General features: G+C 71.4%; 9 protein-coding genes and 3 tRNA genes. 5 read left to right on the plus strand and 7 right to left on the minus strand.

The window, feature by feature from the left end; genetic code table 11:
• Nucleotides 1-34 precede the first annotated feature (34 nt).
• The 5 genes from LUU90_RS07015 to LUU90_RS07035 form a co-directional block, all read right to left on the minus strand.
• Entirely contained in the window at nt 35-1,270 is a 1,236-nt protein-coding gene (locus LUU90_RS07015; RefSeq protein ID WP_275002639.1) for a HupE/UreJ family protein, read from the minus strand.
• A complete protein-coding gene (locus LUU90_RS07020) occupies nt 1,267-5,187 on the minus strand; it encodes a metallophosphoesterase (protein WP_275002640.1) in 3,921 nt (1,306 codons plus the stop codon). Before LUU90_RS07020 ends, LUU90_RS07015 begins: the two co-directional genes overlap by 4 nt.
• A gap of 239 nt (nt 5,188-5,426) precedes the next feature.
• Nucleotides 5,427-5,502 (minus strand) — tRNA-Lys (locus LUU90_RS07025).
• Between the two features lie 106 nt (nt 5,503-5,608).
• A tRNA-Lys gene (locus LUU90_RS07030) sits at nt 5,609-5,684 on the minus strand.
• A gap of 100 nt (nt 5,685-5,784) precedes the next feature.
• Nucleotides 5,785-6,147: a GroES family chaperonin gene (locus LUU90_RS07035; RefSeq protein WP_425596209.1), complete on the minus strand. Its 363-nt coding sequence runs from the start codon at nt 6,145-6,147 to the stop codon at nt 5,785-5,787.
• 106 nt (nt 6,148-6,253) lie between these two features.
• Between LUU90_RS07035 and bcp the strand changes: the two genes are divergently transcribed.
• The 3 genes from bcp (at nt 6,254) to LUU90_RS07050 (ending at nt 8,148) form a co-directional block, all read left to right on the plus strand.
• On the plus strand, nt 6,254-6,736 hold the full coding sequence (bcp, locus tag LUU90_RS07040) for a thioredoxin-dependent thiol peroxidase (protein ID WP_275002641.1): 483 nt from the start codon (nt 6,254-6,256) through the stop codon (nt 6,734-6,736).
• Between the two features lie 87 nt (nt 6,737-6,823).
• Nucleotides 6,824-8,035, plus strand: coding sequence for an acyl-CoA dehydrogenase family protein (locus LUU90_RS07045; RefSeq protein WP_275002642.1), 1,212 nt, complete (start codon nt 6,824-6,826; stop codon nt 8,033-8,035).
• 31 nt (nt 8,036-8,066) lie between these two features.
• Nucleotides 8,067-8,148, plus strand: a tRNA-Leu gene (locus tag LUU90_RS07050).
• 82 nt (nt 8,149-8,230) lie between these two features.
• Here the strand turns inward: LUU90_RS07050 and trxA are convergent.
• A complete protein-coding gene (trxA, locus tag LUU90_RS07055; RefSeq protein ID WP_274995804.1) occupies nt 8,231-8,593 on the minus strand; it encodes a thioredoxin in 363 nt (120 codons plus the stop codon).
• 157 nt (nt 8,594-8,750) lie between these two features.
• Here trxA and LUU90_RS07060 point away from each other — a divergent pair, with 157 nt between their 5' ends.
• Both LUU90_RS07060 and LUU90_RS07065 read left to right on the plus strand, forming a co-directional pair.
• Nucleotides 8,751-9,323, plus strand: a complete 573-nt coding sequence (locus LUU90_RS07060; RefSeq protein ID WP_275002643.1) for an NUDIX hydrolase family protein — start codon at nt 8,751-8,753, stop codon at nt 9,321-9,323.
• 143 nt (nt 9,324-9,466) lie between these two features.
• Complete coding sequence (locus LUU90_RS07065) at nt 9,467-10,423, plus strand: hypothetical protein (RefSeq protein WP_275002645.1); 957 nt, start codon at nt 9,467-9,469, stop codon at nt 10,421-10,423.
• A 48-nt stretch (nt 10,424-10,471) separates the two neighbouring features.
• Here LUU90_RS07065 and LUU90_RS07070 read toward each other — a convergent pair whose 3' ends face one another.
• Nucleotides 10,472-12,118, minus strand: coding sequence for an ABC-F family ATP-binding cassette domain-containing protein (locus LUU90_RS07070; RefSeq protein ID WP_275002646.1), 1,647 nt, complete (start codon nt 12,116-12,118; stop codon nt 10,472-10,474).
• Nucleotides 12,119-12,128 lie beyond the last annotated feature (10 nt).

The following is a 12,128-nucleotide window of genomic DNA, read 5'->3' on the forward strand; positions in this document are numbered from 1 at the left end:
CACCCAGGATCAGCCGAACGTAGGGGTAGTCGCTTCAGGCGCCTGCCAGCCGCTCCACCACCCAGAAGAGAGCCACTCCCACGATCCCCGCGGTCGCCGCCCCGAGCACCCAGCGCGCGGCCCGCGGGGCCCGGACGCGCAGCAGCACGAGCAGGGGGAACACGAGGGCGATCATGCCGAGCTGCACCGCCTCGATGCCCACGTTGAAGGACAGCAGCGACCACAGCAGGGTCCACGACCAGGCAGCGTCGATGCCGAGCGCACCCGCGAAGCCGACGCCGTGCACCAGCCCGAAGACGAACACGACGGGCAGGCGCCACCGGTCCCAGGCCGTCAGCTGCTCCCGCGACCCGGCCGGCGGCCGCCACCGCAGCGCGTCCCGCACGGTGCCCGGGGACGCGCCGCCGGGCGCGCGCCAGATCAGATACAGGTCCACCGCCGCGACGACGGCGATGGACGCCGCGATCACCGGCTCCACCACGATCGCCGGCACCGAGACCACACCGAGAGCCGCGAGCAGGAACGTCACGGAGTGCGCGACGGTGAAGACGGTGGCGGTCCAGACGACGTCGCGCAGCCTGCGGGCGCCGATCAGCAGCGCCAGCAGGAACAGCACGTGGTCCAGCCCGAACAGCAGGTGCTCGCCGCCCAGCACGAAGAACTCCCCCACCTGCTTGAGCAGGCGGTGCTCCCCCGTGGTGAGGGTGGGCGACGCCGCGGTCAGCACCGCGGAGCCCTCCTCGTCGTCCAGCGTGTACCGGACGATCGTCTCGGTGGAGTGCACGAACGACTCGGCGTCCGGGAACAGGTTGCTGGAGACCTCGTGCACGCCCTCCGGCTCGCCGTCGCACGCGAAGGAGTAGGTCAGGGAGGCGTACGGCCGGTCCCCGCGCTCCACGACGTCGGCGGCGGTCAGAGCGGGGGCGCACGGTTCGCCGTCGTAGGCGACGATGAACCGGTCGGTGACGTACCCGTCGACGGCCCGCTCGTGCTCGTCGATCTGCGCGAGCTGGTCGGCCCGGCCCGTGGCCTCGTACGCCTCGGCCCGCAGCCACGCCGACTTCATCAGCAGGTCGTACTCCAGGTCGAGCACCGCGGTGACGTCCGTCGTCGGGCCGCCGTCCGCCGTCGCACCACCCGCCGGAGCCGCGGGAGCCACCTCCGCGTAGACGTCGCTGGTCGCGTCGTGGGCCCACGCGGCCTGCCCGACGGCGGGGCTGCTCACCACTGCGAGCAGCCCCGCCAGGGCGACGGGGCGCCAGAACCTCAACGCCGCGCCGTGGTGAAGTACGCCGGCGGAGCCGTCGTGGTGCCGCCCCCGGAGGTGCGGGCCGTGACGAACCAGGCGTAGGTGCGGTCGGGCTTGAGACCGGTCCACCGGACCGAGGCGACCTCACCGGACGCGACGGTGTCCTCGCCGATCAGGTGCACCGGGTCGTACAGCACCACGGACTCGGTGGTGAACGACGTGGTGCGTGAGGTCAGGTCGACCGGCAGCACCATGTTGTCCTCGAGCCCGTTGTACCGCTGGTCCTCGTCGTACTCGGTGGCGCCGAACTCGCCCAGCAGCGGCGAGTAGGTGTCGATGGAGACCTCGCCGCGGTCGACGTCGAACTGCAGCATGCGGAAGAACGACGCGCCCAGGCGGAGCCGGTCGGTCGGCTGGTAGCCGCCGATCTCGGTGAGGCCCAGCTGGTCCGCGGACACCGTGTAGAACTGGTAGTCCGCGAGCAGCTCGACCACGCCGCCGCCGATGTCGCCGACCACCGGCGGGCGCACGTTGGTGCCCACGCCGTGGCGGTGCCCGGCGAGCACCATGAAGACGTTCGGGTTGTCCTTGACGAGCAGGTTGTACAGCAGCGGCCCGTCCGACCCACCGAAGTTGGCGCCGCGCCCGTCGGGTGACGTGGACGGCTCCAGGTAGTCGTGGGTGAGCAGGATCCCGTTGCGGTCGGAGTAGCGGTCGAAGATCTCCGCCGCCCACTCGGCCTCGTCCCGCGTCACGCCGTAGGACAGGCCCACCACCACGAAGTCGAGGCCGCCGGCCGAGAACAGGTCGTAGTGGTTCTCGTTCGAGCCGGGCGTCATGGACCCGCCATAGGTGGCGTTCTCCCAGCCCTCGGCGAGCTCCTCGTAACGGTCCGGCCCGAAATGCTCGTCGAACAGCTCCGGGTTCTTGCCCGACTGGTTGTCGTGGTTGCCCGCGACGACGCCGTTGGGGATGCCCGCCGCGTCGATCCGGCCCTGGGCCTCCGAGGCGAACTCGAACTCGCCCGCCACCTGCTCCTCGAGCTCCGGCGGGATCGCCCGGATGTTGTTCTCGGTGATGTCGCCGGTGTGCGCCACGTACGCGATCTTGCGCTCCTCGGCGTTGTCGACGATCCAGTCCATGACGCTCGTGTAGGCACTGCCCCACACGGCGCGCTCCTCGGCCGTCTCCTGCTCGACGGCGCCCTCGGACAGGTACTGCGTGTCCGTGTAGTGGACCATCGAGAAGTCGTACCCGGCGGGGTCGGCGAACGCGTCCGGGTCCCCGGCGTCGATGTCGTCGGCGAAGGGGTCCTCACCTGTGACCATCGCGTGGACCTTGCCACGGTGCACGTAGTCGCGGGTCACGGCACCCTCCAGCACGGTGTGCCCGTCGACCGCACCGCGTGCGGACGCGACGACGTCCCACGCCTCGGTGTCCGGGTTCCAGGCGCGCAGGCTGACCAGGCGGGCCGGGTCGGCCGTGCCCTCCCAGCGCAGCACCGGCGCCTCGACCTTGCCGCGGACCGGCACGTCGAACCGCTGGTAGGTGACGTCACCCGACGCGGGCGAGTCCGCGGACCGGCCGTCGCCCGGCTCCAGGCCCTTGGTGCTCAGCCTCTGCTGGCCCGGGACCTGGAGAGCGGTCGGCACGCCGTCGCTCTCGCCCTGCCAGGCGTTGGTCGGGGTGAGGATCTCGGCGCTGGAGAAGGTGGTGGTGACCTTGCCGCCGTCGGGCTCCGCGACCTTCGTGCTCAGTGTCGCCGTGCGGCCCACGTCCGACGTGCCCGACGCCGGTGCGACGTCGGCCGGCACGTCCGGGATCCCGGCGCTGACGAACGGGATCTCGTGGGTGACCTCGTTGCCGATGCCGTCCGTCGCCGAGACCTCGAGCATGTGGCGGCCGGCGGAGAGACCGGGACCGACCAGGTCGCCCACGGCGATCTTCTTCCCGTCCAGCGTGAGGTCGGGACCCTGCACGACGCCGGAGGCGTCGTCCACCGACACCGCGAGCGGCACGCTGCTCGTGAGCCGGTCGCCCTTGGCAGGCGTCGCGGAGACGAGCGCCGGGCCGGTGTTGTCGGTGAACAGGGCGCGGGTGGCGGTCTCCCCGGTGGTCGACGTCGCGGCGAGCTCGTGCTCGCCGTCGGCCAGCTCGGCGGTGTCGAGCTGCGTGATCAGGCCGCGCGCGGGAGCGTCGACGTGGAAGACCCAGTCGACCTCGACCTCGGGGTTCACGTTGCTCCCGCAATTACCGTCCCCGATGTTGTGGCTCGCGCGCATGCTGACGTGCGTCGCCGTGCCCTCGGCAGGGGTGAGCACGGGGTTCGTCAGCGTGTAGTCGTCGCGGTTGTCGCCGCACGAGCTGCCGTACAGGGTGCCGGCGACCACGTCGATCCGGTTCCAGCCCGCCAGGAGCCACTCGTTCGGGACGGTGATCTCGGCGCGCTCGGACACGTAGTCCCGCTCGTCCATGGTGAGCTCGTGCCCGTTGATCTCCAGGTACGAGCCGTACCGCGCCTCCATCGAGTTGGAGCCCACGTCGAAGGCCAGCACCGCGTCGCCCGCGCCCAGCGACGGGTGCTGGGTGACCGCGGGTGCATCGATCGTGTACGTGAGCGCGACCTCACGCAGCAGGCTGTCGTCGGTTCCGCAGTTCCCGTCGCCCAGCGCGTAGGAGTCGGCGACGCCGTGTCCCGTGACCGTGGCGCCGTCGAACGCCAGGTCGAGGCCGGAGATCACGAAATCGTCGAGGTTGGCACCGCAGGACGACGCGTAGTCGCCGGCCACCAGCGTGATCGCGTTGTCGCCCGGGACGAGCAGGCTCGCCGGGATCGTGACATCCACCCGCTCGCTCGCCCAGTCGCCGCCGAGCTCGACGCGCGAGCCGTTGACCAGCAGGAAGTTGTGGTACGCATCGTCGATGGAGTTCGCGCCGACGTCGAACGAGAAGATGGCGGCGCCGTTGCCGAGAGTGGGCAGCGATTCGGGCTCACCGCCGTCGAGCAGCAGGTCGGCGACGCCGCCGTCAGCACCCGCGGGACGGGCGGCAGCGACGGCCACCGTGCCGTTGGCGAGCGTGCCGTCGACCGGGGTGAGGCGCGGGGCACCCGTCGGGGCGTTGTTCACGCGGACCTCGTGGGCCGTCGTGTCGCCGTCGGCGCTGCGGGCCTCGATGGTGTGCTTGCCGTTCGCCAGCGTCGTGGTGTCGAGGTCGGCCCGCAGGCCGGTGGTGCCCTGCGGGTCGCCCTGCACGAAGAACGAGAGCTCGGCACGCAGGAGCAGGCTGGTGTTGCTGCCGCAGCTGCCGTCGCCGAACGCGTAGGTGTACTCGTTCTCCTCGCCGTCGGCGGTCTCGCCGAGCGGCTCGAGCGTGAAGTCCGAGAGAACGAAGTCGTCGTGGTTCGCGCCGCAGCTGGTGTCGAACGTTCCCGCGACCACCTCGACGGTGTTCTCGCCGGTCACGAGGTACTCGTTGGGGACCTCCAGCTCGACGCGCTCGCTCACGGCGTCGGGCAGGTAGATGGGCTCCGAGCCGTTGACCGACACGTAGCTCTTGTAGCGCGCCTCCGTCGAGTTGCTCCCGACGGTGTAGCCGAGGATCGACGTGCCCAGCGTCTCGGTGGCGCCGGGCACGTCCACGCCGTCGACGGTGAGGCGCTCGACGTCGTCGCCGGGCGCGACGGGCACCGCCGCGACGGGCACCGTCCCCTCGAGAAACTCGCCGTCGGCCGGCGTGAGGACCGGGCCGCCGGCTGCGGGAGCCGCCGGCTCGTGCGGCGCGGTCGCGGTCCGGCCGGCCGCGGTGCGGCCGGTGTCCGCAGGGGCGGCGGACGACGACGTCGCGACCCACCCCGTCATCGCGAGCGTGGCCGCTGTGACCGCCGCGACGAGAGCGGCCTGCTGCCGGCCCCGCTGTTTCCTGGTGACTGGCCGCATGGCCGTCCTCCCTGTGCTCCGTGAAAGGTGGACGGCTCTGAGCACGCCCGGAGGCCAACCTGGACCGGGCGGGTGAACGGAACGGGATCAGCAGGCGACAACCGGACAAACTGTCCACCCGTTCGGCTGAAACCCCAGGTCAGCGGGCACGCTGCGGGTGGGTGAACTTGGACCGCCGGCAGCGCGGATCAGGAACGGGAACGGCGAAGGCCCCCACCGTGGTGGGGGCCTTCGCCGTGTGGTGCGCCATCAGGGACTCGAACCCCGAACCCGCTGATTAAGAGTCAGCTGCTCTGCCTATTGAGCTAATGGCGCCTGCGACGGAAAGATTACCAGGGCCTGAGCCCTCTGGCGCACCGGTTTACTCCGCCTCACGACGGTCCGTGACCACCCTCGGGAGGGGGCCGCCGGACCGCCGTGCTGGTGCGCCATCTAGGACTTGAACCTAGAACCCGCTGATTAAGAGTCAGCTGCTCTGCCAATTGAGCTAATGGCGCGCAACGGGGAGAAACACTACCAGGACCAGCACCGTCATCGGTAACCGAACGAACGGCCCGGCCCTGTGAACTGCGCGACAGGCGGGCCGTCGGCCGACTGCTACAGGTACAGCCCCGTGGCGCCGTCCGCCTCGTCGCGCTCGGCCACGCCGTGCACGTCCCGCTCGCGCAGCAGCACGTAGTCCTTGCCCGCCAGGTCCACCTCGGCACGCTCCTCGGGGTCGTACAGGACGCGGTCGCCGATGGCGACCTGCCGCACGTGCTCGCCCTTGGCCACCACCGTCGCCCACGCGAGCCGCTTGGGCCCGACCGCGGTCGCCGGGATCACGAGACCGGCCGTCGACTGCCGCTCCGCCGAGTCCGTCTCGGGCTCGACCAGGAGCCGGTCGTGCAGCATGCGGATCGGGAGGCTGCCGGGCTTCGTCACAGTGTTCGACACAGCGTTCGACACAGCGTTCGTCACAGCGGGGGTGCTCACAGGACAACGCTACGCGACCACCGGACGAGGCTGTCCACAGGTCCCGCCGGACGGACCGCCGTCGGCCCGCCGGGCGGCTACCGTTACGGGCATGACCACACGTCTCGCACCCGGGGACAAGGCTCCCGACTTCACGCTCCCGACCGCCGACGGCGCGACCGTCCGCCTCGCCGACCTGGCCCAGAACACGACCAAGGGCGTCATCGTGTACTTCTACCCGGCCGCCGCGACGCCGGGCTGCACCAAGGAGGCCTGCGACTTCCGCGACTCCGAGGCATCGCTGCTCGGCGCGGGCTACGCCGTCGTCGGCATCTCGCCCGACAAGGTGTCGAAGCTGGCCAAGTTCGCCGACGCCGAGTCGCTGACCTTCCCGCTCGCGTCCGACGAGGACCACACGACGCTGGAGGCGTACGGCGCCTGGGGCGAGAAGCAGAACTACGGCAAGACGTACGTCGGCGTCATCCGCTCCACCGTCGTGGTGAACCCGGACCTGACGGTGGCCGAGTCCTTCTACAACGTGAAGGCGACCGGTCACGTGGCCCGGATCCGCAAGGTTCTCGGGCTCGATGACTGAGACGGAGGTGCAGCGCAGGCTGGGAGCCGAGGAACGAGGCACCCGGCCGGAGCGGAACCGCAGGATCAGGCACGGAAGGCACAGTTGATGGGCTCGCCCGCCGACCTGCTCGACGTCGACTCGGAGCTGAGCGACGCGGAGCTGGCCACCCGGGACCGGGTGCGGGAGTTCGTGGACCGCCGCGTCCGCCCGAACATCGCGCGCTGGTTCGCCGACGCGCACTTCCCGCGCGAGCTGGTTCCCGAGTTCGGCGAGCTCGGCCTGCTCGGCATGCACCTGGACGGGTACGGCTGCGCCGGCCGGTCCGCCGTCGAGTACGGGCTGGCGGTGCAGGAGCTGGAGGCCGGCGACTCCGGCATCCGCACCTTCGTCTCGGTGCAGGGCTCGCTGGCGATGTCGGCGATCCACAAGCACGGCTCCGAGGAGCAGAAGCAGCGGTGGCTCCCTCGCATGGCGACCGGCGAGGTGGTGGGCTGCTTCGGGCTCACCGAGCCGGGCGCGGGCTCCGACCCGGCGAGCATGACCACGCGCGCCCGGTTCGAGCCGGGCAGCGAGGGCGGCGACTCCGGCGGCGAGTGGGTGCTGGACGGCGCCAAGCGCTGGATCGGCATGGCCTCGTTCGCGGACATCGCGATCATCTGGGCCAAGGTCGCCGAAGCGCAGGAGGGTGGCGGCGCACGGGACCGGGTGCGCGGCTTCATCGTGCCGACGTCGGCCCCGGGGTTCACCGCGGTGCCGATCGAGCCGAAGCTGTCGATGCGCGCGTCCGTGCAGTGCGACATCACGCTGGACGGCGTGCGGGTGCCCGCGGACGCCCTGCTGCCCGAGCATCCCGGTCTGGCGGGGCCGTTCGCCTGCCTGGACGAGGCGCGCTACGGCATCGTGTGGGGCACGGTCGGTGCCGCACGGGACTCCTTCGAGGCCGCGCTGGCCTACGCCAAGGAACGCGAGCAGTTCGGCACGCCGATCGCGGGCTTCCAGCTCACGCAGGCCAAGCTCGTCGACATGGCGCTGGAGATCACCAAGGCCCAGCTCGTGGCGCTGCGCCTCGGCCGGCTCAAGGACGCCGGGCGCCTGGAGGGGCACATGATCTCGGCGGGCAAGCTGAACAACGCCCGCATCGCCATCAACATCTGCCGGGAGGCGCGCACGGTGCTGGGCGGCAACGGCATCACGCTGGACCACTCACCGATGCGGCACGCCAGCAACCTGGAGTCGGTGCGCACGTACGAGGGCACCGACGAGGTCCACACGCTGGTGCTCGGGCGACACATCACGGGGCTCGCCGCATTCCGCTGACCTGCCCCTGGACCCGTAGACTGAGCGCCGCGCGCGAGTGGCGTAATTGGCAGCCGCGCCAGGTTTAGGTCCTGGTGTCTTCGGACGTGGGGGTTCGAGTCCCCCCTCGCGCACAGCGGCCCGGCAGACGGCGACGGCCGCCTCCCCGTAAGGAGGCGGCCGTCGCCGCTGCTCAGCCCTACCGAGCCGGGCGGATCAGTTCTGCTGGGCTGCGAGGTCCTTCTTCACGGCCTCCATGTCGAGCCCGCGCACCGCCTCGACGACCTCGGCGAGACCCTTGGCCGGCAGCGCGCCTGCCTGGCGGAAGACCAGCACGCCGTCGCGGAACGCCATCAGCGTGGGGATGGACGTCACCTGCGCGGCCGACGAGATGCCGGGGTTCGCGTCCGTGTCGATCTTGGCGTGCACGATGTCGGTGTTCTTGTCCGAGGACGCCTCGAAGACCGGTCCGAACATCTTGCACGGCGGGCACCAGGTGGCCCAGAAGTCCACGAGGACTATCTCGTTGTCGCTGACGGTCTTCTCGAACGTGGCGTCAGTGATGTCGACGGTGGCCATGTCTCGTTTCCTCTCGTTGAACGTCTCCTTGGTGCAGCACAGTTCTGCTCTCGGCTATTCCAGGAACAGCGCCTCAGTGAGCGGCACGACACCCCCTGCGGCGGTCCGACGGCGCGGGGTAAGGCAGCGCGAGGCCCGAACTGGTAGAACGGACCCCGTGACGGACACTGCCGACTACCCACCCGACGACGAGTTCTACCGCGACCCCTCCCAGGTATCGGGGTGGCTGACCGACGAGGACCTCGCGGTCGTGCGGGCACAGCTCCCCCTCGTGTACGTCGACGCCGTACCGGTCCGGGTCGACGACTCGGGTGACGTGGTCGCCGTCGGGCTGCTGCTGCGCGTGAACACGCAGGGCACGATGACGCGAGCCGTGGTCTCGGGGCGCGTCATGTACCACGAGCGCCTCCGGGACGCGCTGCTGCGGCACATCGAGAAGGACCTCGGCCCGGTGGCGCTGCCGCAGGTACCGCCGTCGCCGCAGCCGTTCACCGTCGCCGAGTACTTCCCGACGCCGGGTATCACCGCGTTCCACGACCCGCGTCAGCACGCGGTGTCGCTCGCGTACGTCGTGCCCGTCACCGGTGACTGCCGCCCGCAGCAGAACGCCCTGGACCTCGCCTGGCTGACGCCGGAGGAGGCGTGCGCCGACGACGTGCAGGCCGAGATGATGAACGGTCAGGGCATGCTGCTCAAGCAGGCGATGGCCCACGTGGGGCGGCTTCCGTGAGGTAGCTCGTCGCTCCCTGGCGATCTGGGAGTCGCGGGCGCGGCGGTGGGCCGGCCTCCCCCGCACGGGTGACCGGAACCGTTCGCTCGGGTGATGGACGCGGCCGTGCGGCGACCGACAGTGGAGACATGCCACTTCGTCGCGTGATACTTCCACTTCTCGGTTCCGTCGCCCTGCTCGCCGTCGCCGCCGTTAGTCTCCTCGGCGGACACAACGTCCTCGCCGACGCCTCCGACAACGTCGGTCAACCGCTGCTGTTCCTCGGCGAGACGCTCGCCGACGTGTGGTGCGTGGTGGCCGGTACCGCCCTCCTCCTCGGCGCGCTCGTCCTGCTCGCTCCACCCGGGTCCTGGCCGGAACGCCAGCGCGTCCGCCTGCTGGTGTCGCTGGCCGTGGTCGCCCTGCTCACGCTCGACCACACCGTCATCATGGTGTCCGGCTACCTGCCGATGTTCCTCGTGCGCATGGTGACCGAGGGGCCGGAGACCGCTGCGATCCTGGTCTCACCGGGGCTGGGCGTGCAGCTCCTCACCCTGGCTGGTGCGGCCGCGCTGTTCCTCTCCGCTCGCGACGCGCAGGCTCTCCGGCCTGCGGACGCGACGTCCGAGTCGCTCGACCAGGCGACCCGGGCCACCCGGCGATGGGCCCTGATCGCAATCGAGGCGCCGGTGCTCTATGCCCTGAGCCGGGTGTTGATGGCCCTGCACGTGCCGGGATTCCGCTCCCCCGAGTTCACCGACGAGCTGCTGCTGGCAGGCCTGGGGCTCGGCGCCGCCGCCTGTGGCGGAGCCGTCCTCACCTGGGGCCTCATGGCCTCCTGGGGCGAACGCTTTCCCCGGTGGATGATCGGTCTGGCCGGGAAGCGCGTCCCGATCAGGATGGCGGTCGTCCCCGCGCTGGTGGTCGCGATGCTGGTCATGTGCGCCAGCCGGGCGATCCTGATCGGTGGCTTCGCCCCGGGGGAGGAGAACTGGGCCAACCAGCTCGAGCTTCCGCTCATCCTCCTGCCGCAGCTGTTGTGGCCGCTGTGGTCGGTGGCCCTTGCCAAGGCGGCGCTGGCCTACGAACGGCGCCGGCGCATCTCGGAGATGCTCCGATGAGCACGGTTCCCGCCGCGGCCGATACCCGGACCGAAGGTTCCCGGTCCCTCAGCTCAGGTCCAGCACCGGCCAGTCCTCCAGGTCCGACCGCATGCGGCGGTCGTGCGTCGCCACCACCACGGCGCACGGCGTCACCTGCAGCGCGCGGGTCAGCTCGTCGACGAGGTCGATCGACAGGTGGTTCGTCGGCTCGTCCAGGAGCAGCACGTGCGGCGCGTGCAGGAGCGCCCGCGCCAGCTCGAAGCGGCGGCGCTGCCCCGCGGACAGCTCGGCGAGCGGCCGGTCCAGGTCTTCCTCGCTGAGCAGGCCCAGCCCCGCAACGGGTACCACGTGGTCCGGGTCCAGCTCACCGGAGGAGAGCAGGCGGAGAGCCTCGTCGGCGTACGTCTCGAACCCGGTGCGCAGCCGCGCCTTGCCGGTGATGGGCTCACTCTCCTGGCCGACGACGCCGATGCGCGCGCCCGGCGCGACGAACCTGCTCCCCCGGTCCAGCTCCAGCGTGCCGGCCAGCGCACCGAGCAGCGTCGACTTGCCGGTGCCGTTCGGCCCCACGATGAGCAGGCGCCCCGACGGCGGGACGGCGACCCGCGTGCCGGGCAGGTCCAGCCGGGCGCCGTCGTCGTCCCTGCCGTGCGACAGACCGACGCGCGGTGAGCGGACCTCGACCACCGGCTGGGCCGGGTCCCAGCCCGGCGACATCGCCGGCAGGTCCGGGAAGAGCAGCTCCACCGGCGGCACCGGTACCTCGATGGCCTCCGCCTCGAGCTTCTGCACGAGCCGGTCCGCGGCCTTGACGTGGATCCGGGCGTGGGTGGCACGCCGGTGCTTCTGCGAGCCCTTCGCGGGCCGCCACTCGTCGGACAGGCCCTCGTACGACTCGTCGAGCCGCTCCGCGAGCGCCGCCGCCCGCTTGCGCTCCGCCCGGTAGCGCTGCCGCCAGCGGTGCAGGGACTGGTTCTTCGCGAACCGGTAGGCGAGGTAGCCCGGCTGCCCGTAGAGCACGGGCTTGCCGTCCCAGGACGGGTCGAGGTCGAGGATCGCGGTGGCGACGTCGTCGAGCAGCTCGCGGTCGTGCGTGACCAGCACGACGCCGCCGCGCCACGCGACGAGCTCGCCGGTGAGGAACTCGATGGCGGAGTCGTCCAGGTGGTTGGTGGGCTCGTCCAGCAGGAGCAGGTCGGAGCGCTCGGCGAGGCGGCAGGCGAGGCGGACCCGGAACCGCTCCCCCACGCTGAGCCGGTCGAGCCGGCGGCCGTGGTCGCGGGGTGCGCCCAGCCGCGTCAGGGCCACCTCGACGCGCCGGTCGGCGTCCCAGACCGCGAGGTGCTCGGCGTGCGACAGGGTGCGTTCGAGCACCGCGAGGTCCCCCGAGCCGTGGTCGAACGCGGCGGCCGCGGCCTCGAGCTCGGCCGCCGCCGCCCGCAGGCCGTCGAGCGTGCCGGCGACGACGTCGCCGATGGTCTGTCCGGGGGTGGGGTGGAGCTCCTGCTCGACGAGGGCCACGGAACCGTGCCGGCGGACCTCGCCGGACTTCGGCTGCAGGTCACCGGCCAGCAGGTGGAGGAACGTGGACTTGCCGGACCCGTTCTCCCCCACGACGCCGAGCCGCGTGCCGTCGCTCACCGTGCAGCTCACACCGGCCAGAACGTCCCGCCCGGGGTACGCGAAGGCCAGGTCCTGGGCGACAAGATGCATCTGACAAGCC

The sequence above is a fragment of the Promicromonospora iranensis genome (genome assembly GCF_028994775.1).
GTDB lineage: Bacteria > Actinomycetota > Actinomycetes > Actinomycetales > Cellulomonadaceae > Promicromonospora > Promicromonospora iranensis_A.

Coding starts and splice junctions, on each gene's coding strand:
- trxA (WP_274995804.1), bottom strand. CDS start 8,593: ATGGCCACCGTCGACATCACTGACGCCACGTTCGAGAAGACCGTCAGC.
- bcp (WP_275002641.1), top strand. CDS start 6,254: ATGACCACACGTCTCGCACCCGGGGACAAGGCTCCCGACTTCACGCTC.
- LUU90_RS07070 (WP_275002646.1), bottom strand. CDS start 12,118: ATGCATCTTGTCGCCCAGGACCTGGCCTTCGCGTACCCCGGGCGGGAC.
- LUU90_RS07045 (WP_275002642.1), top strand. CDS start 6,824: ATGGGCTCGCCCGCCGACCTGCTCGACGTCGACTCGGAGCTGAGCGAC.
- LUU90_RS07020 (WP_275002640.1), bottom strand. CDS start 5,187: ATGCGGCCAGTCACCAGGAAACAGCGGGGCCGGCAGCAGGCCGCTCTC.